At 52.2% G+C, this 19,256-nt stretch carries 19 protein-coding genes; 12 read left to right on the forward strand and 7 right to left on the reverse strand.

Annotated elements, in window-relative coordinates; translation table 11 throughout:
* Positions 1-36: 36 nt before the first annotated feature.
* Positions 37-582 (reverse strand): hydrolase, encoded by a 546-nt coding sequence (locus V6U78_RS00005; protein ID WP_405335684.1) that lies wholly within the window; start codon positions 580-582, stop codon positions 37-39.
* Positions 583-717: 135 nt separating this feature from the next.
* Between V6U78_RS00005 and V6U78_RS00010 the strand changes: the two genes are divergently transcribed.
* Positions 718-1,605 (forward strand): Tim44 domain-containing protein, encoded by an 888-nt coding sequence (locus V6U78_RS00010; RefSeq protein ID WP_405335687.1) that lies wholly within the window; start codon positions 718-720, stop codon positions 1,603-1,605.
* A 148-nt stretch (positions 1,606-1,753) separates the two neighbouring features.
* Here the strand turns inward: V6U78_RS00010 and yaaA are convergent, their stop codons facing one another.
* Entirely contained in the window at positions 1,754-2,530 is a 777-nt protein-coding gene (gene yaaA, locus V6U78_RS00015) for a peroxide stress protein YaaA (RefSeq protein WP_405335688.1), read from the reverse strand.
* Positions 2,531-2,764: 234 nt separating this feature from the next.
* On the opposite strand from yaaA, the gene V6U78_RS00020 reads away from it, so the two are divergent.
* The 4 genes from V6U78_RS00020 to V6U78_RS00035 all read left to right on the forward strand — a co-directional run bounded on the left by V6U78_RS00020 (position 2,765) and on the right by V6U78_RS00035 (position 6,532).
* Positions 2,765-3,223: a tetratricopeptide repeat protein gene (locus tag V6U78_RS00020; protein WP_405335691.1), complete on the forward strand. Its 459-nt coding sequence runs from the start codon at positions 2,765-2,767 to the stop codon at positions 3,221-3,223.
* A 94-nt stretch (positions 3,224-3,317) separates the two neighbouring features.
* Complete coding sequence (locus tag V6U78_RS00025; protein ID WP_405335694.1) at positions 3,318-3,809, forward strand: hypothetical protein; 492 nt, start codon at positions 3,318-3,320, stop codon at positions 3,807-3,809.
* 110 nt (positions 3,810-3,919) lie between these two features.
* Positions 3,920-4,729, forward strand: a complete 810-nt coding sequence (locus V6U78_RS00030; RefSeq protein ID WP_405335697.1) for a crotonase/enoyl-CoA hydratase family protein — start codon at positions 3,920-3,922, stop codon at positions 4,727-4,729.
* Between the two features lie 3 nt (positions 4,730-4,732).
* Positions 4,733-6,532, forward strand: a complete 1,800-nt coding sequence (locus V6U78_RS00035; protein ID WP_405335700.1) for a DEAD/DEAH box helicase — start codon at positions 4,733-4,735, stop codon at positions 6,530-6,532.
* Positions 6,533-6,538: 6 nt separating this feature from the next.
* Here the strand turns inward: V6U78_RS00035 and V6U78_RS00040 are convergent, their stop codons facing one another.
* Positions 6,539-8,035: a RimK family protein gene (locus tag V6U78_RS00040; RefSeq protein WP_405335703.1), complete on the reverse strand. Its 1,497-nt coding sequence runs from the start codon at positions 8,033-8,035 to the stop codon at positions 6,539-6,541.
* A gap of 154 nt (positions 8,036-8,189) precedes the next feature.
* Between V6U78_RS00040 and V6U78_RS00045 the strand changes: the two genes are divergently transcribed.
* Positions 8,190-9,314, forward strand: coding sequence for a GNAT family N-acetyltransferase/peptidase C39 family protein (locus tag V6U78_RS00045; protein ID WP_405335706.1), 1,125 nt, complete (start codon positions 8,190-8,192; stop codon positions 9,312-9,314).
* 29 nt (positions 9,315-9,343) lie between these two features.
* A complete protein-coding gene (locus V6U78_RS00050; protein WP_405335709.1) occupies positions 9,344-9,691 on the forward strand; it encodes an NGG1p interacting factor NIF3 in 348 nt (115 codons plus the stop codon).
* Here V6U78_RS00050 and V6U78_RS00055 read toward each other — a convergent pair.
* Together V6U78_RS00055 and msrP are read right to left on the reverse strand one after the other, a co-directional pair.
* Complete coding sequence (locus tag V6U78_RS00055; RefSeq protein WP_405335712.1) at positions 9,619-10,287, reverse strand: ferric reductase-like transmembrane domain-containing protein; 669 nt, start codon at positions 10,285-10,287, stop codon at positions 9,619-9,621. The two genes, V6U78_RS00050 and V6U78_RS00055, sit on opposite strands and share 73 nt — an antisense overlap.
* Complete coding sequence (msrP, locus tag V6U78_RS00060) at positions 10,287-11,258, reverse strand: protein-methionine-sulfoxide reductase catalytic subunit MsrP (RefSeq protein ID WP_405335715.1); 972 nt, start codon at positions 11,256-11,258, stop codon at positions 10,287-10,289. Before msrP ends, V6U78_RS00055 begins: the two co-directional genes overlap by 1 nt.
* 226 nt (positions 11,259-11,484) lie before the next feature.
* Here msrP and V6U78_RS00065 point away from each other — a divergent pair, with 226 nt between their 5' ends.
* The 4 genes from V6U78_RS00065 (at position 11,485) to trpS (ending at position 15,287) form a co-directional block, all read left to right on the forward strand.
* Positions 11,485-12,492: a cytochrome-c peroxidase gene (locus V6U78_RS00065; RefSeq protein WP_405335718.1), complete on the forward strand. Its 1,008-nt coding sequence runs from the start codon at positions 11,485-11,487 to the stop codon at positions 12,490-12,492.
* A 166-nt stretch (positions 12,493-12,658) separates the two neighbouring features.
* Complete coding sequence (locus tag V6U78_RS00070; protein ID WP_405335721.1) at positions 12,659-13,564, forward strand: ion transporter; 906 nt, start codon at positions 12,659-12,661, stop codon at positions 13,562-13,564.
* Positions 13,557-14,201, forward strand: coding sequence for a CoA pyrophosphatase (locus V6U78_RS00075; protein ID WP_405335724.1), 645 nt, complete (start codon positions 13,557-13,559; stop codon positions 14,199-14,201). The genes V6U78_RS00070 and V6U78_RS00075 overlap by 8 nt, the downstream gene beginning before the upstream one ends.
* Before the next feature lie 72 nt (positions 14,202-14,273).
* The gene (trpS, locus tag V6U78_RS00080) at positions 14,274-15,287 is read left to right on the forward strand and encodes a tryptophan--tRNA ligase (RefSeq protein WP_405335727.1); all 1,014 of its coding nucleotides are present in this window, start codon (positions 14,274-14,276) and stop codon (positions 15,285-15,287) included.
* A 95-nt stretch (positions 15,288-15,382) separates the two neighbouring features.
* Here the strand turns inward: trpS and V6U78_RS00085 are convergent, their stop codons facing one another.
* Both V6U78_RS00085 and V6U78_RS00090 read right to left on the reverse strand, forming a co-directional pair.
* The gene (locus tag V6U78_RS00085; protein ID WP_405335730.1) at positions 15,383-16,675 is read right to left on the reverse strand and encodes an HlyC/CorC family transporter; all 1,293 of its coding nucleotides are present in this window, start codon (positions 16,673-16,675) and stop codon (positions 15,383-15,385) included.
* A gap of 12 nt (positions 16,676-16,687) precedes the next feature.
* Positions 16,688-17,485, reverse strand: a complete 798-nt coding sequence (locus tag V6U78_RS00090; protein ID WP_405335733.1) for a cytochrome C assembly family protein — start codon at positions 17,483-17,485, stop codon at positions 16,688-16,690.
* Between the two features lie 153 nt (positions 17,486-17,638).
* On the opposite strand from V6U78_RS00090, the gene ffh reads away from it, so the two are divergent.
* The gene (gene ffh, locus V6U78_RS00095; protein ID WP_405335736.1) at positions 17,639-19,027 is read left to right on the forward strand and encodes a signal recognition particle protein; all 1,389 of its coding nucleotides are present in this window, start codon (positions 17,639-17,641) and stop codon (positions 19,025-19,027) included.
* Positions 19,028-19,256: the final 229 nt, after the last annotated feature.

Consider the following 19,256-nt stretch of genomic DNA (forward strand, 5'->3'; position numbering starts at 1 on the left):
TTTGGCGCAGTCTTTTTTGAACCGTGAAAAATAGCTCTAGCGTATCCATCCTCGGCTAATATGACGGAAGGTCTCTGTGCCAGACTTTTCGAGCCACTCAAAAGCGACCATTTCTTTACTGACCAGCTGTGCTCCCGCTTGCTGTAAGCGCTTTAAAGCCAGTGCCTTGTCACGTGGCTGGCGAGAGCCAAGCGCCTCTTCAACCAGATAAACCGAATAGCCTTGATCGAGAAGATCGGCCGCTGTTTGAAAGCAGCACACATGGGCTTCGGTGCCGATTAGCACGACTTGTGACTTTCCCAAATCTGCAAGATGATTCTTGATGGTTTCTTCACGCAGGGCGCTAAAGTGCATCTTCTGTAGGATTTCTTCTGGTTTGAGTCGGGCAGCAATGGGCGCGACAGTAGCACCAATACCTTGCGGATATTGCTCTGTTGCTCTGATACTGACACCCAACTCACGAGCGACTTCAAGCAGCCAGCAGCTCTGGTTAATGACTTGTGATGCCTGGTGTATATGTGGAGCTAACTTCTTTTGAATATCGATGACCAAAAGAAGACTTTTTGATGCTTGTAAGAGCATGTCTTTCTCCCATTTGTCGACAATTATTGTTAGACTTGAGTCTAATGGGGTGAGTTTTGATAACAAAAACCAGCTTACTTGATGCTTGAGCAAACTGCGAGCTAGAGATAAGTCTGATAGACGAAGGGGGTTCCTGTGACAAGATTTTTAGCACTAGTGATGAGCTGTTTATTTGTGGCTTCTTTAGGCATCAGTGAAGCCGATGCACGGCGTTTTGGTGGGGGTGGCTCTTCTGGTAATTTCTCGCGTCAAGCAGCGCCTGCACCTCAGGCTCCCTCTCGTCAAGCTAGCCAGCCTGCGCAGCAGCGTCAGCAACCTGCTGCTGCACCACAACGGAGCGGTTTTGGTGGTATGTTGATGGGCCTGGCTGCAGGTGGCCTTTTAGCGGCGCTCTTTATGGGTGGCGCTTTTGAGGGCATTCAGGCTTTTGATATCCTATTACTGCTCTTGATTGTGGGTGGAGTGTTTCTTTTTCTGCGCAGCCGTCGCCAACAACAGCCTCAGACAGCCACAGCTGGGGGGTATCATGCGCCTCAATCTTCTCCCTATGCCGAGCCTGAGCAGCCAGTGATGCCAGCAACTTCAGCCTATGCATCCAGCCAGCCGCTCAATAGCGAAGCTGAGGCGGAACCCATTCTTTATGGTGCACCGGATTGGTTTAATGAGAGTGCTTTCTTAGAAGGAGCGCGCCAGCATTTTATCGATTTGCAAGCTGCCTGGGATGCCAATGACCTGGCCAAAATAGAAGAATATGTCACACCTGAGCTCTACCAGTTCCTGTGCGAGGAGCGTCAGCGTGAAACCGGTGTGGTGAAGACAGAAGTACGCAAGCTGGCTGCTGAATTGACCTTGATTCAGCAGGTAGAACAGCGTGTTGAGCTGGCCGTGATGTTCCATGGTGTCATGAGTGAGTCAGGCAGTCCTGATCACCTTTTCTGCGAAATCTGGCATCTGGTGCGTGATATGCAGCAGGACAATGCACCTTGGTTGATTCAGGGTATCGAGCAGGTTGAACAAGCCTAGTCACGATGATGATTCTTGGCAGTGTAAAAAGCGGTCTCCTTGGAGGCCGCTTTTTCTTTTTGTTTTGAGTCTGGCGGCGGCTGGCTCCGAGAAGGCTGCTGAGCTATGCAATCCACCTAGTCTAGTCGTGACTCAGTTGCTCTTGTGTCTAGTCCGCTATGCGGCGTGTAAAGACCCAGCTATCCCCTTCACTATGATGCGGCTGATATTGATAGCCTTCTAAGTCAAAGTCTTTCAGCCCTTCTGGTTGATCAATACGATTCAGCAGCTGGTAGCGGCACATGAGTCCGCGCGCTTTTTTGGCATAAGAACTAATGATCTTGTATTCACCATTTTTCCAGTCTTTGAAGACAGGGGTGATGATACGTGCTTTCAGCTTTTTCACATCGATACTTTTAAAGTATTCCTGCGAGGCCAGATTAATCAGCACTGGGGCAGACTGTTGATCGAGCTGGGCTTGCAGTACCGAAGCTAAACGTGGTTTCCAGAGCTGATACAAATCGCTGCCGTCATCATGTGCAAAGCGGGTACCCATTTCAAGACGATAAGGCTGAATAAGGTCTAAGGGCCGCAATAAGCCATAGAGTCCAGAAAGGATAGCCAAGTGCTCTTGTGCATATTCCAAGGTTTCTGGATCCAAATGGGCGGCGTCTAGCCCTTGGTAGACATCACCAGTAAAGGCGAGAACAGCCTGCTTCGCATTGTCGGGTTGAAAGGGCGGTGACCAGTTCTGAAAACGAGCGGCATTTAAACTGCCAAGCTGATCACTGATTTTCATCAACTGGCTGACTTCTTGGGGGCTGAGGCGTTTAAGCTGGGTAATTAGTTGAGCGGCTTCGTCTAAAAAGCGTGGTTGGCTGTAGCTCGGGGTGTGTGCTGGGGTCTCAAAATCCAGTGATTTGGCAGGTGAAATAACGCTGAGCATAATCGGCTCCATGGCAGATGGCTGAACCAAGATTATAACAGAGGCAAGCTGTATCCAGCGTGCACCAATAGAGTGCTTTATGCTCGTCTGAGTGAGAATAGGCAACAAAAAAAGCTAAAATGACACGAAAATGAAAAAATGGCTTATCAAAAGTCGCTGAGCTGATTACAATCCGCGCCACATATCGCGGTTGCGAATTCACAGCACTGTATTCATTCGATAGGGTTGCTTAACATGGCTTTGTCTCAACAGTTGATTGCCAATTTAGAGTTTTCTTTGGCAGATCGCTGCTACAAGCTGGCTTGTAAATCGGGTCTTTCCTTTTTTTCTCAGTTAACTCGGCGCTTGGTGCAAAAGGCTGCCCAGAAGGGGCATCCCCCCACCTTACTGGTGTTCGGCCAGCGCCTGATGAATGAAGGTGTCACCACTCGTGATCGTTTGCTGGGTGCGGAATATCTAATGAAGGCAGCCCAACAGGGCGATGCCGAAGCTCAGTGGAGCCTAGCTTGTTTCTATGAGCGGGGCTGTGCGCCCTTCTTGCAGAATGATGCCCACGCGGTGACCTGGTATGCTCGTGCGGCTGAACAAGGGCAGGCCGAAGCGCGAGCACGTTTGGCGCAGGCTTATCGTGCTGGTGAGCTGGGTTTAGCAAAAAGTGAAGAAAAAGCCAGCCTCTGGGAAATCCAAGGCTGATCCCTTTTCCTTGTGCTGATACAATGACTTGGCGTCAAAATTGCTAGGCTTCTATGCTCGGAAGTCTCTTGCCACCTCAGCACAAGGCTCATTTATGGATTTACCCTACATCATTGATGTCGAAGCTTCAGGCTTTGGCCGTGGCAGTTATCCGATCGAGATCGGCTTTGTGCGTCCAAATGGTGAGGCTGAAGCACGTTTGATTACACCGCTAGAGCATTGGCATCATTGGAGCGCAGAGGCTGAGAGCATTCATGGCCTCAGTCGTGAGCAGCTTTTTGCTGAAGGGTCGAGCGTGGTTGAAGTGGCTGAGTGGCTCAATCATGAGCTGGCTGGTTTGACCGTCTATAGCGACAGCTGGGGTTTTGATAACACTTGGATCGCGTTACTTTTTGACCAAGCTCAGCGTTTACAGGCGTTTCGCGTTGAAACACTGAGCCGCTTATTGAGTGAAGCGCAGCTTGAGAGCTGGAGTCAGATCAAATATCAGGTCCAGCAACAACTGGGCTTGATACGTCATCGTGCCGCTGAGGATGCGCGTGTACTCCAGCAAACCTTGCGTTTAGCACGTCAAACCGCTGCCTAAGGCGGCCCTCTCCCCTGCCCAGAACAAGAAAGCTAAAACATCTGTTTGATTTTTAGCGCACCCCTTCTAGAATGTTCTTTTCGCATTGTGTTGATCAAGGAGTCATGATAATGCAGGACAAGAACCTCGCTGAATCTCCAGTCAAGTTGCAGATCGATCAAGGTATCGCCTCTGTGCGCTTCAATCGCCCTGATGTCCATAACAGTTTGAATATGGATCTGATTGAATCCTTGCTGGATGTGTTAAGCAGCTTGCAAAATCACCGGGATGTGCGTGTAGTGATCCTGGGCGGTGAAGGCAAGAGCTTCTGTAGTGGCCTCGATGTGATGAGTGTGATGGCCGATCCCAAAAACATCCAGTGGCTACTCAGCGGCTGTGATGGTTATCCACATAATAAAGTGCAGCACTTGGCCCTTGGCTGGCGTGCCTTGCCAGTGCCGGTCATTGCCGTCATTCAAGGCTATTGCTATGGCGGTGGCTTGCAGATGGCTTTTGGTGCGGATCTGCGCATTGCTCACCCAGAAGCGCGCCTTTCAGTGATGGAAGGGCGCTGGGGCATTATCCCAGATATGGGGATGAGCGTGACGGCGCGAGGCTGTGTACGTGAAGATGTGCTGATGCGCATGACGCTGACCACTGAGGTGCTCGAAGGCCCACAAGCTTTGCAAGAAGGGCTGGTGACAGAGCTGGCTGATGATCCCTGGGCACGAGCAGAAGCCCTGGCGCGTGAAATCATCAAGCGTCCGCCTGAGATGGCTAAGGCCACCAAGCGCCTTCTGCGTGATTCCTATACGCAAACGGATGAAGAACGCATCGCGATGGAAGAAAAGCTGCAAAAGCGTCTGCTGGGTTCACCCAATCAAATGGAAGCCGTACAGGCTTATTTGGCGAAGCGTGATCCTGTTTATAAAGTCGATTAAGTGATGTCCTCTGCGCCCCCAAGCTTATTACCGCGTGTGCAGCTGCGCGATTATCAGCAGGAGGCGGTCACGCGGGTACTGGCCTGGTTTCGTCAAACCGATGATCCGGGTCTGTTGGTGCTGCCCACGGGCGCAGGGAAAAGCCTGGTGATTGCTGAACTGGCCCGCTTGGCGCGTGGGCGGGTGCTGGTGCTGGCACATATACGTGAACTGGTCGAGCAGAATCACAGTAAATACCAAGCCTATGGCCTACAGGCGGATATTTTTAGTGCAGGACTTGGATTGAAGCAAGCTGAGCGTCAAGTGGTCTTTGGCTCAGTGCAATCTGTTAGTCGGCATCTGGCCCGTTTTGAGGATGCTGGCTTTACGCTTTTAGTGATCGATGAATGTCATCGTGTGAGCCTAAACGAGGATTCAGCCTACCAGCAGGTGATCCAATTTCTGCGGGCTCAGAATCCCCGTTTAAAAATTCTGGGTCTGACGGCCACCCCTTATCGCCTCGGTCAGGGTTTTATCTATCATCGCCATCTACAGCAGCAGGCTGTACGCGGTGAAGAAAGCAGCTTTTTTCGTGCATGCCTCTATGAGCTTCCCTTGCGCTGGATGGTGAAAAAAGGATACCTAGTCCCACCCAAGCCACTGGATATGGCGCTCTTGTCCTATGATTTTTCCTCGCTGACACCGATGGCCTCTGGTTACTTTAATGAAAAGCAGATGGATAGGCTGGTGAGTGAGCAGCGTGTGACACCACAGATCGTCGCCGATATTGAGCAGCGCGCCGCGCCGCGCCAAGGGGTGATGATCTTTTGTGCCAGTGTTCGCCATGCTGAAGAAGTGGCAGGCTTGCTGCCTGCTGATCTGACTGGCTTGGTCACTGGTGCCACATCCAGTGAGCAGCGCGAGGCTTTGATCCTCGCCTTTAAAGCTCGTCAGCTGAAGTATTTGGTCAATGTCTCGGTGTTGACGACAGGTTTTGATGCACCCCATGTGGATGTGATCGCCCTGCTGCGCCCCACCGAATCTGTGAGCCTCTATCAGCAGATGCTGGGCCGTGGTTTGCGCTTGTCTCCAGAGACGGATAAGCAAGACTGTCTGATTTTAGATTATGCCGGCAATGCTTGGGATCTCTGGTCGCCAGAAATCAATCAGCCACAACCCGCACGCGATACCCAGTTGGTGCAAGTACTTTGCCCCGGCTGTGGTTTTGCCAATAGCTTTTGGGGACGGATGAATGCGGCTGGCGAGGTGCTAGAGCATTTTGGGCGGCGCTGTCAGGGTTGGCTGGAGGAGGACGAGCAGAGTGCACAATGTGATTTTCGTTTCCGCTATCGGGTCTGTGAGGCTTGTGGGGGTGAAGCCGATATTGCCGCACGGGTGTGCCCCCATTGTGATGCCACCTTGGTGGATGCGGACAAACGCCTGAAAGAAGCCTTGCAGTTGCGTGATGCGCTGGTGTTAAGGGTGAGCGGTATGACACTGGAGGCCAGCGTGAATGGCCGGGGATTACCGCGCCTGAAAGTCACCTACCATGATGAAGATGGCACCGAACTCAGTGATTGGTATGCACTGGAAACACCAGCGCAGCGTTATGTCTTTGAGCAGGTGTTTCTGCGTGATCACTTAAAAGCCCCTGGCTGTGGCTGGAGCCCCGCTAGCGCTGAAGAAGCCGCAGCAGGCAGCGAGCGCCTGCGCCATCCTGATTTTGTCATTGCCCGCAAGATGCAGCGCAAACACTGGCGCATCCAGCAGAAGCTCTTTGATTATCAGGGGCGTTATCGCCGAGCTGATGCTGCGGGATCTTAGTTTCTCTCAAAGCTGGCCGAGACGCTTGTTTTCGAGACGCCGCAGGAATTCACTCATCACCTGATGGTAGAGATCTTCTTTTAAATATAAGTCTTCTACGTCGGAATCGATATTGGGGTTGTCGTTCACCTCAATCACCACCACTCGATCCCCGCTTTGCTTCAGATCTACACCGTACAAACCCTTGCCAATCAGCTTGGTGGCCTTGAGTGCTGTTTTGATCACCTGTGCAGGTACTTGGTGGACAGGAAGGGTCGTAAATCCACCTGACTCCGCCTCGCCTGAGCTGTGGTTATAAATTTGCCAGTGGCCCTTGGTCATAAAATACTGGCAGGCAAACAGGGGTTTGTTATTCAGCACACCAATACGCCAGTCGTAATCTGTGTACATAAATTCCTGTACCAGTAAGATCGCGGACTGTTTGAAATACACTTCAGCCTGTGTCATCAATTCCGCTTGATCTTGTACCTTGACGACGCCCTTGGAGAAGGCTCCATCAGGCACCTTCAGAACTGCTGGATAGTGCAGGGTGGCAGCGATAGCCAGGAGCTCTTTTTTGCGATCCTTATAGAGAAAAGTGGTGTGCGGCATGGGAATGCCCTTGCTGGCCAGCAGGTCGGCCAGATACACCTTATTGCAGCAGCGCAGAATCGATGTGGGATCATCCATGACGACCATCCCTTCCACCTCGGCTTTTTTGGCAAAGCGGTAGGTATGGTTGCTGATGGAGGTGGTTTCACGAATAAACAGCGCATCGTATTCGGCCAGATGGCTGAAATCTTTCTTTTCGATCAGTTCAACATCCATCCCCAGTTGGCGACCTGCTTTGATAAAGTTTTTCAGCGCGACTGGATCAGAAGGCGGCAACTTATCGTGCGGATCGACCAGAATCGCCAAATCATAGCGATATTGGCGCTTGGCATTGGGTTTGCGCCAGACCTTGCGGCTGTAGGCATCTAAGGCGCTGGCAAACAGATCTTGCTCCTGTTCATTCAGATGTTTTAAGCCTTCAGGACGTAAGGATTCAATCTGCCAGGTTTCTGCCTTGCGAAAGGTCATGCTCAAAATCGGGCAGGGGAAGTGCTCAAAAATCTGCCGTGCTAAATCAGCCAAGGGCGCGAAGTGTGTTTGGCCAAAGCACAAGGTCACCTGCAAGCGCTGTTCTTCTTCAAGCTGGGTTCTGAGCGCTGCATTTTTATTGACTAGCTTATTGAGCGTGGCATGGAGACCCTCCATATTCAGCCCATAAATCGATTTTTTACCCAAATCGTTGATGGTGCGAATAGATGGAATCACCTTATGGCTGCGTGCTTCTGCCAGCAAAGAGGTGTAATAGCCATAGCTGAGATAGCGATAGCTGTTGCAGAGGTTGATGACCTGCGTTGGCTTGCTGCCGCTGTGGCTCCCTTGGGCGAGATACTCATGGGCCGTGAGCAGATCCTCGGTTGGATAGTAGGCGGTCCAGTCAGATTTTTTATCGACAATCAGGCGTAAACGGGTCATGGAATGCTGGGCTCAATCAAGAAAAAAGATCGGTGGGGGTGGGCTGTATTTTGATCGCAATAAGCGCACTATTCACCTTATCAGGCTAAAAAACAAGCCCCTGTCAACAGCCTATTTTGGTGAGTTGGGCGTGCAGCATGAGGTGGAGGAAAAGATGGAGCAACAAGCGTGGCGTTCAGCGGAATTAGCAGATCTTCCGGCTCTATTGGCTTTAGAGCAGCAGGCTTTTCAAGGTGATCGCTTAACACGGCGGCAGCTGCGCTGGTTGATCCAAAAAGGCCATGCCCAGCTGGATCTTTTGCAGATCAAAAAGGACGCCTGCTGGCAGTTGGCGGGCTATGTCCTTCTATTATTCCATCGTGGTACCAGTTTAGCGCGTCTCTACTCACTGGCCGTGGCACCAGACTGGCAAGGGCAGGGATTGGGTCAGCTGCTCTTAGCGCGTGCAGAGACACTGGCTTTGGCAGAAGGCTGTGCGATGGTGCGACTGGAGGTGCGTCAGGATAATCTTGTGGCACTGAAGCTTTATCAGCAGCAGGGGTATCGACGCTTTGCGCAATATGCCGATTATTATGAGGATCATAGCCCCGCATGGCGTTTGCAAAAACGCTTGCGTAAAGCACCCGAGGGTGTGCAGCGCCATGTCCCCTACTATCAACAGACCCTGCCTTTTACCTGTGGTCCGGCTGCTTTATTGATGGCGATGGGAGCGCAGCAAGCCGAGACGCGGCTGGATCAACGCCATGAGTTGCAGCTGTGGCGTGAGGCGACCAGTATATTCATGACCTCAGGGCATGGTGGCTGCGGTCCGCGGGGGTTGGCGCTGGCCGCTTGGCGACGTGGTTTCGCGGTCTCGCTTTGGGTCAATCAAGAGGGGCCTTTATTTACTAAAGGTGTGCGCTCGCCAATGAAAAAAGAAGTGCTCGAAAAGGTCCATCAAGACTTTAGTGAACAGCTGGCCGAGCAAGGCATTGAGGAGCAGCGGATTGCGATCAGTTTGCAGGATATGCAGCAGGCCTTAGAGGCAGGCTGGATTCCATTGATCTTAATGAGTAGTTGGCGCATGAGCCGCAGTAAAAGTCCGCACTGGGTGGTCGTTACGGCCTTGGATGCGCAGTTTGTTTATATTCATGATCCTGAAATTGATGAAGAAGATCAGAAGAGCTGTCTGGATACCCAACAAGTCCCGATTACCCATTTAGAATTTGAACGTATGGCTTGCTTTGGCCAAGAGAAGCTGCGCGCCTGTGTTTTGGTGGGGCCAGTGAGAGCAGCCTAAGCGGTTGAGCATCGATCAAGGAGATCAACATGCGTGAGCAGTATAAGCTGGTATTTTATGTGCCGGTCGAGGCGGCTGAAGGCGTTAAAGCCGCTGTTTTTGCAACAGGTGCAGGGCGTTTAGGTCAGTATGAGCAGTGTTGCTTTGAGACGCTTGGGCAAGGGCAGTTTCGGCCTTTAGCTGGCGCGCAGCCCCACTTGGGGAGCGTGGGGCAGTTAGAGCAGGTGGCTGAACTTAAGGTTGAGCTCTTATGTGCAGCTGAACATCTTGGTGCTGCGATCCATGCACTCCAGCAGGCCCATCCCTATGAAGAGCCTGCGTTTGAGGTGTTGGCTTTGGTCGATTGGCGGTTATACCTGCCCAATGCCTCAGACTGAGGGCGGCCGCTTAACCAGAAGCGGAGACCAAGCAGGAGCGTCAAGCTGAGTGTATAAAGGTGCAGCGGCGTGTAATCGAGGCGAATGACGATGGCGTAATGCCATAGGCTGAGCGCAATCAATGGATAGATCAGCCAGTGAATTACCTGCCAGCTGCGCGGCGTCAACCTCTGGCGTAGCCAAGACCAAGAAGTGGCGCTTAGCAGTGCTAGGCCCAGCCAGATCAGCCATCCGAGTTGAATATAAAGCAGATCAATAGAAAGCTGCGCGATCACGCCAAGGCTCCAGCCGGTTTCCCACTCCAACCAAAGCAGCAGATGGAGACTCGTCCAGGCAAAGGCGGCCAGACCCAAGTGCTTGCGCGAAGTCAGGAAAACAGGCCAGCGGGTGAGGCCATACAGGCTGCCCCATCCGAGGGTGATCAGTAACAGGATCAAGGCGGCATGGCCAGAAAAAAACAACAGGGTTTCGAGTGGAAAGACACCTAGCTCGTCTTGCCAAGCGGCGCAGCCAAGATAAACCAGTGGCGTGATCAGCAGCAGATCCACCCAAGACCAGCGTCCGCCTGTGTGCAGCCAATGGAGTCGAGTCGGCATCAGTAGTGCACCCGAAGATCAAGGCCGCGATACAGGTGCGCGACCTCTTCTGCATAGCCATTGAACATCAGTGTGGCCCGCCGACCTGATTCACCCAAGCGTCGCTCGGTCGCTTGAGACCAGCGTGGATGATTCACTTCAGGATTGACGTTGGCATAAAAGCCATATTCATTTGGTGCCAGAGCTTGCCAGCTGGAGACAGGCTGTTCTTCTTGAAAACGCAGCGTGACAATCGACTTGATGCTTTTAAAGCCATACTTCCACGGCACAACTAAACGCAGTGGAGCACCATTTTGATTCGGCAGTGTTTTGCCATACAGGCCAACAGCCATCAAGGTTAAAGGATGCATGGCCTCATCCATTCGCAAGCCTTCACGATAGGGCCAATCAATCGTCTGTTGGCGCTGGCCACGAAACTGGCTTGGATCATAGAGGGTTTCAAACACCACATAGCGTGCACTTGAAAGGGGTTTCAGCTGGTTGATCAAGTGGCTGAGCTGAAAGCCAACCCAAGGAATGACCATCGACCAGGCTTCAACGCAGCGTAAGCGATAAATGCGCTCCTCTAACCATGCGCTTTTGATCAGCTGATCCAGATCATAGACGCCTGGTTGTTCTACCAGACCTTCCACGCGCACTGACCAAGGATCGGTACTCAGTTGATGCGCCCAATCAGAAGGATCGCGTTTACGGGTGCCAAACTCAAAAAAGTTGTTGTAGCTGGTGATGGTGCGTTCATCGGTTAGTGTTTCTCTGCTGGAAAAGTCGCTGGCTGGCGCATCGGCTAAGGCAGTCCGCCAGCTCGAATCGGCCGGCCAAGCTGGCGCGGTGTCCGCAAGCAGACTGGGAGGCAGTAGTGTCGCGCCTAGAGCGAGGCCTGCGGCCTGTTTCATAAAGCGTCGGCGATCTCGATAAAGAGGCTCAGGAGTGACCTCATTGAGCGAAATACTGGGGTAACGATAGCCTTTCATGATGATTCTCGGCGCCAAAAAGGGGTGAAAAGACAGGATCGGCGCAATGCTTGACAGGGGTCAAGCTTTTGCGGCCTCTGCTCCTTGAGCTGAGTAACATTAGTCTCTAATCTGACATCAGTTGTTTAAGTTTGTCGCTAAGTCATTGATAAATTTAAACTAATAGGCTGATAGCTTGTGGTTATAATCAAGATCAGCTGTCATAATAACTGATGAGGAGACACTCATGAAGATCACCAAAAGCCTCAGTAAGGCCTTACCTGTTGCAGGTTTAGCCGGTGCGATGCTCTTAGGTTCATCTTTCACCATGGCGGATGATGGCTACCATAGCCGTTACGCTAATCGCTTTGAACCCCTGCCAGCGATTGCCCCCATTCCTGCTGATAATAGCCTGACGGCGGCCAAGATCGAGCTGGGTCAGATGCTGTTCTTTGAACCACGCATTTCTGCCAGTGGTGTGATCAGCTGCGCGACTTGCCATAACCCCGCATTGGGTTGGGCTGATCGTATCCCTAGAGCGACAGGCCATGATGGTCAGGTGGGCGAGCGTAATACGCCGACAGTACTGAATTCAGGCTTCTTTACCGCTCAGTTTTGGGACGGCCGCGCTGCCACTCTGGAAGAGCAGGCTTTAGGCCCGATTGAAGCTGATATCGAAATGAACATGCCGCTGGATCAGGCTTTAGAGCGCTTGCGCGAGTTCACCGAGTATCGCGAGATGTTTGCCCGCGCCTATGGTGGTAATGGTGCCGATCAGATCACGCCGGATAATGTTGCCCATGCCTTGGCTAGCTTCCAGCGTACGCTGAATACACCTAACTCACCCTTTGACCGCTACCTGCGTGGTGACTTGGCTGCGCTGACCGATGCCCAGAAACGCGGCATGGCGGCCTTTGCTGACAATGGTTGTACTGCTTGTCACAGCGGCCCCGCTTTAACTGATAGCCAATTCCATGCGATTCAAGTGCCAGGCTCAACAGATGAAGGTCGCTTTGTCGTGACTGGTGATCCAGGTGATCGTTTCCGCTTCAAAACACCCACTTTGCGTAACGTGGCGCTGACTTACCCCTACTTCAATAATGGTGGTGTCGAGACACTAGAAGAAGCCGTACAGGTGATGGGTCGTGAAATGCTGGGTCGTGAGTTCGATCAAAATACAGTGAATGATATGGTGGCCTTCCTCCACTCGCTCACTGGTGAGATGCCCGATATCCGTATCCCGTCTTTACCTTAAACTTTTCTTCACCCCAAGTTCTTATTGAACTGATAAAGGCCCAAGGATGGGCCTTTTTGCTGGGTGCTGATTTCCTTTCAAAACGATAGCCAGCAAGGCTTGCTTCCTGTCTGGCTTCGCGGATAATGTTGGGCTGCCTTTTGCCTGTGTTCGTCTGCGAGGAAGTATGTCCCTGTCATTCCGTGAATTCCAAGATCGCTTTGAACAGCTCAGAGCCAATAAGGCTTTTGAGTCAATCGTGATTTTGATTATTGTTGTCTCTGCTCTGTTGATCGGAGCCAAAACCTATGAAGAATCCAACCGCTTTGAGCAGGTGATCCTGTGGCTCGATTGGGCGGTCACGATTTTCTTTCTGGTTGAAATCCTGATTCGTCTCGCTGCAGAAAAGCACATCATCGACTTCTTTAAGAAGGGTTGGAATGTGTTCGACTTTATCGTCGTCACGGCCAGCTTGATTCCGATGGACTATACCGAGATGGTGCTGCTCGCGCGCCTACTGCGCGTGTTTCGTGTGCTGCGCTTGATCTCGATGATTCCTGAGCTGCGCATCCTGCTTTCTGCCTTGTTAAAAGCCTTGCCGCGTATGGGCTATGTCGCGCTACTGATGTTTATTATTTTCTATATCTATGGTGCCGTGGGCAGCTTTATCTTCCATGATGTGGATGAAAAACTCTGGGGCAATATCGCATTGGCCATGCTGACGCTCTTTCAGGTTGCAACCTTTGAGAGCTGGGCAACAGCGGTGCTCTACCCCACTATGGAGCACTATCCTTACAGCTGGATTTATTTTATTAGCTTTATTTTTCTGAATGCGTTTATCTTTTTAAATATGATGATCGGGATCGTGCTGGATGTGATGCAAAAAGAAAGCGCCCAGTATGAACTCGAAACCGGAGAAGGTGAGGCCGCAGAGATTCATTGGATGCGTGAAAACCTACAACTGATGCAAGAGCAGATGCAGCGCATTGAGCAGAAGCTGGATCATGCCGCGCTGCCGGTGGTGACCAGCACTCAGCCGCAAGATGCTGCGCCTTCTGTTGCATCACCGCCAAGTCAGGTGAGGGATGTCTAATCAGACGGGATTGATCACACAACTGACCGAGCGTTTGGCGGGCTTTACTGCCAAGCCGCTCAAGATTCAGCTCCCTGAGGCGGCGGTGTTGGTAGCCATCACCCAGGCGGCTGAACCAGAGATTATTCTGACGCAGCGCGCGGCGCATATGAGCACGCATGCGGGGCAGGTCGCCTTTCCTGGCGGTAAGCGTGATCCGCAAGACCTGAGTCTTGAGCAGACTGCCTTGCGCGAGGCGCAGGAAGAAGTCAACCTGCCACCAGAAGACGTCCAGCTTTTGGGGCGGCTCAGTGATGTGATTTCTTTGCATGGCATGAAGGTCACGCCCTATGTCGGCTTGGTGCCTGATCAGCTGGTGTTGACGCCCTGCTGTCAGGAGCTGGCGAGTGTGTTTCGCCTGCCCCTGAGTTGGTTGCTGGATGATCCACGCACCCATACCGATGTGATTCAGCTTGCAGGCCAAAGGATTTATATCCCCAGCTATACCTATCAGCAGTATCGTATCTGGGGGCTCAGTGCGTTGATCCTGACAGAATTGCTGCAGCAAGGTCTCGGCCTCGATATGGATCCGTATCGCCAGCCAGCAGGGCGTCTGGTGCATCATCCAGAGCGCCCTTTGCCTTTTCAACCTGAGTAGGCTGCGGCGTGAGATCGCAGCGCGGCTCGGCCATGAGTCATCTATTAAGCCTCTGATATAAGTGAGAGAAAAATGAGCAAAAAAACGCGCGTCCTGACGGGAATTACGACGACGGGCACACCGCACCTTGGCAACTATGTTGGTGCCATTCGTCCAGCGATTCAGGCCAGCCAGAATACGCAGATGGAGTCTTTTTATTTCCTTGCAGACTTTCATGCGCTGATTAAGTGCCATGAGCCAGAGCGGGTCGAAGCCTCACGGCGTGAAATTGCCGCCACCTGGCTGGCGCTGGGCTTGGATACCCAGCAGGCGGTGTTTTATCGTCAAAGCGATATCGCTGAAATCCCCGAGCTGATGTGGTTGCTGACCAGTGTGGCGGCCAAGGGCTTGATGAATCGTGCCCACGCCTATAAGGCCGCAGTGCAAGACAATCTGGCCGCGCAAGAAGATGCTGATTTAGGTGTCACGATGGGGCTGTATAGCTATCCGATTCTGATGGCGGCCGATATTTTGATGTTTAATGCCCATCAGGTGCCGGTGGGGCGTGATCAGATCCAGCATATTGAGATGGCGCGAGATATCGGCCAGCGCTTTAATCATATCTTCAAAGAAGACTTCTTTACGCTGCCTGAGGCGGTGGTTGATCAGCGTGTGGCGGTGCTCAATGGTCTGGATGGACGCAAGATGAGCAAAAGCTACAACAACACCATTCCGCTGTTTGAGCCAGAGAAAAAACTCCGCAAGTTGATCAATAAGATCAAAACCAATTCGCTTGAACCAGGCGAGCCGAAGGATCCGACAGATTGCACGCTGTTTCAGATCTATACAGCCTTTGCTGAGCAGGCGGATGTGGATGCGATGCGCCATCGCTATGCTGAAGGCATAGGCTGGGGTGAGATGAAGGGCGTGTTGTTTGAATTGATCAACGAGCAGCTTCGTGGGCCGCGTGAGGAATACCAGCGTCTGTTGGCCGATCCTGGCTATGTTGAGGGTGTGCTGCGTGAAGGGGCACAAAAAGCGCGTGCTGAAGCGGCGCCTTTCCTTGATCGCCTCAAACGTGCGGTGGGTCTGGGGCCTTTTGCCTAATCAAGGATCGCTTGGCATCCAGGCTGCGTGGTCCTTGCAGCTTGGATGCCTCAACCTGAGCACTGGGGCTTGGATTGAGCCGGCGTGAGTCAGCGCTAAAAACGGCCGAGGCGCTTTTTCTTGCTGGGTGTGACGGCCCAGCAGCGCACCGCCTTAATCAGGTTTTCTTTGACCTCAAGGGTCTCAATAATATAGGGTCCAAAACGCAAGCAAACATTGCCGTCCGGGATAGACTCCAGATGCTCTAGAATCAAACCATTCAGTGTTTTGGGGCCATGTGTTGGCAGCTCCCATTGCAGCTGTTTATTCACTTCGCGCAGTGTGGCGCTGGCATCAATCAACCAGGAGCCATCCTGCTGAGGCTGGATATCTTCCTGCTGCTGCGGCACATCGGTGGTAAATTCACCAACAATCTCTTCAAGAATATCTTCTAGGGTGACTAGGCCCTGCACATCACCATACTCATCAACAACGATGCCGATGCGGCGCTTCTCTTTTTGGAAATTCAGTAGCTGGGTTTGCAGTGGAGTGGATTCTGGAATGAAATAGGGTTCGCGCGTCTCTTGGACCAACATGCCCTTGCTGGGATTGGGGGCGGCCATCAGGCGCAAGGCACCTCGCAGATGAAGAATGCCGACGACATTATTCATATCCCCTTTATAAACAGGAATACGGGTGTGTTGTGAATAGCGCAGCTGGACCAGGATTTTATCAAGATCCTGCTCAAGATCGATGCCCACCACTTCCTGGCGTGGAATCATAATGTCATCGACGGTGATTTTTTCTAGATCCAGGATGGAGAGCAGCATCGCCTGGTGGCGACTGGGGATCAGGTTGCCAGCCTCATTAACGACTGTTCGCAGCTCCTCAGAAGTCAGGCTATCAGGGCGGCCTTCATCTGGTCGGGCACCCATTAAGCGCAGCAGAAAGTTGCTCACCAAGTTGACCAGCCAGACCAGCGGATAAAGCAATGTCAGCAGAGGCTTGAGTGCATAGGAGGCTGGGCGAGCAAAGCGCTCAGGATGCAAGGCTGCCAGGGTTTTAGGTGTCACCTCGGCAAAAATCAGCACCACAATGGTCAGAATCAGCGTGGCAACAAAAGGCCCAAGGCTCTCGCCAAGAAAGTGTATGGCGATGACGGTAGCCAGTGCTGCAGCCAGATTATTGACAAAATTATTACCGATCAGAATCACGCCTAAAAGGCGGTCTGGGCGCTTGAGCAGATGGCTGATGCGCATCGAGGCCTTATCGCCCTGTTTGGCCTTGTGGCTGAGGCGATAGCGATTGATCGACATCATGCCAGTTTCAGAGCCAGAGAAAAAAGCAGAGCAGGCAATCAGCAAGGCCAGCAGACCGAGCAGCAGGCCCAAAGGAAGTTCAGCGTTCAAGGTGGGTGCGCCTCATGCCAGTAGAAATTGCAGCACAAACTGGCTACCAAAGTAAGCCAGCAGCAAGAGTAGGCTTCCGCCGAGCGTCCACCGCACTGCAGTGAGCCCCCGCCAGCCAAAGCGCCAATGACCAAAGAGCAGAATGCCAAAAATAATCCACGCCATAAAAGATAAGAGGGTTTTATGCAGCAGACCAGGCGCGAAGAAGTGATCAAAATAGAGCCATCCGCTGAGCATGCCCAGCGTCAGCAAGAGTTGGCCGGCCAGAAGCAGATCAAACAATAGCCGTTCCATAATCTGCAAGGGCGGTAATACGCTGATCAGGCCTTGCAGGTGGCGATGCTTGAGTTGATAGTTCTGCATGCCAAGGAGCACCGACTGAACACTGGCCAGTGCAAAGAGCCCATAGGCTGATAAAGAAGCCAAAATATGAAAGTAGAGTTGATGGTCCTTCGTCAGCAGATTGGTTGGACGATCAGTAAACTGAGCAAAGGCCAGGGCTAAAGCGGCCAGCGGGAAGAGCAGGGCACCCAGATTGAGTGTGGGGTGACGCAGGCTGGCAAAAAGAATAAAGCTGCAGGTCAGCCAAGTTAGCAGCAGCGCAACCTCGGCGAGTCCAAGATGAAGTTGCGAGGGCAGCCCCAGTGCATCAAACAACACCAGACTATGGTGGATAAAGGCAAAGCTGCCTAGGACCTGGACCAGTTGCTTTTTTTCCGGCACTTTGCCTAATAAACGCAGCCACAACCAAGAGGCCCCTGCCAGATAAAAGGCAATGGCAAGGAGGCTAAGGGGGAGAGAGGCAACCATGCTTGAGCAAAAACTCCTGCGAATGAATATCCAGCTATCCTAGCTGATTTCTGGTGATTTGACATCCTCAAACGCGCTGATCCAATGCGCCTTTCATAGAGTGCTTGCCAAGCTTAGTCTATAATCGCCGCCAAAGTGAATAGGAGGAGTCGCATGTTTGAAAGTTTAAGTGAACGTCTATCGCACACGCTGCGCAGTATTTCTGGTAATGCACGCCTCAGTGAGGACAATATCAAGGACACGCTGCGAGAAGTTCGCATGGCGCTGCTTGAAGCCGATGTCGCCTTGCCAGTGGTAAAAAGTTTTGTCGAGCAGGTGCGCGAGCGTGCCGTGGGTCAGGAAGTCTCTAAGGCGCTTAAGCCGGGCCAGCAGTTTCTGAAGATCGTGAATGAAACGCTGACCGAAGTGATGGGGCAAGAGCAGGCTCCGCTGGTGCTAAAGGGTGAGCCTGCCAGTGTACTGATGGCTGGCTTACAGGGTGCCGGTAAAACCACCACGCTGGCGAAACTGGCGCGTTTTCTGACCGAGCGGGAGAAGAAAAAAGTGCTGGTGGTCTCGGTGGATGTGTATCGTCCTGCGGCCATGGATCAGCTACAAACGCTGGCAACCGAAGTGGGTGTCGATTGCTTCCCCGCTCTGCCCACGCAAAAACCAGCGGAGATTATTGAAGCCGCTAAAAAAGAAGCGCGGATCAAGTTTTATGATGTGCTGCTGGTCGATACGGCGGGTCGTTTGCATGTCGATGGCGAGATGATGGCCGAGATCCAGGCTATCCATGCGCAGCTTTCGCCCAGCGAAACGCTGTTTGTCGTGGATGCTATGACGGGTCAGGATGCGGCCAATACAGCAAAGGCCTTTAATGAAGCCCTGCCACTGACCGGTGTTGTGCTGACTAAGGCGGATGGTGATGCGCGTGGTGGTGCAGCGCTTTCTGTCCGCCAGATGACTGGTCAGCCGATCAAGTTTATCGGTATGGGCGAAAAAACCGATGCGCTTGAAGCCTTCCATCCAGATCGGATTGCCTCTCGTATTCTGGGCATGGGCGACTTAATGTCGCTGATCGAAGAGGCCGAGCGTACGCTTGATAAGGATAAAGCAGAGAAGCTTGCTAAGAAGGTCAAAAAAGGTAAGGGCTTTGATCTAGAGGATTTTCGTGAGCAGCTGCAGCAGATGAAAAAAATGGGCGGGATGAGCTCAATGCTGGAGAAACTGCCTGGTATGGGTCAGGTTGCCAAGCTGGCTGAGCAGCAAGGGCCGATGAAAGAAATGAGCAAGATGGAGGCGATTATTAATTCAATGACGCCTTGGGAACGCCAAAAGCCAGATCTGCTCAGTGGTTCGCGTAAGCGTCGTATTTGTCAGGGCTCAGGCACGCAGCTGCAAGATTTAAATCGTCTGCTCAAGCAGCACAAGCAGATGCAGAAAATGATGAAGAAGATGACGAATAAAGGCGCGATTGCCAACATGATGCGCGGTATGCAAGGGCAGCTGCCACCTGGTATGGGCGGGATGGGTGGCGGTGGTTTTCCTCCTCGCTTCTAAACTACAGGCAGGAAAGCCTTGCGTTTAGTATTTGTGCCACTAAAATAGCGCGCAAAATCCAATGAATATGCTGCTTGTATTGATTGGTTGGCAGGGCCAAAAGCAGAAAAAAACAGTAAAACAGGCTGGATGCTTCCCAAGACGATGGTAATCCTTTAGAATACTTCGCCTTTCGGGTGTCCTGCCTTCAATCGCTGTTTGAACTTAATACAGTTTGAAAGTGCGCAGG

It is taken from the genome of Marinospirillum alkalitolerans (assembly GCF_045055655.1).
In the GTDB taxonomy this organism is placed as follows: Bacteria; Pseudomonadota; Gammaproteobacteria; order Pseudomonadales; family Halomonadaceae; genus Marinospirillum; species Marinospirillum alkalitolerans.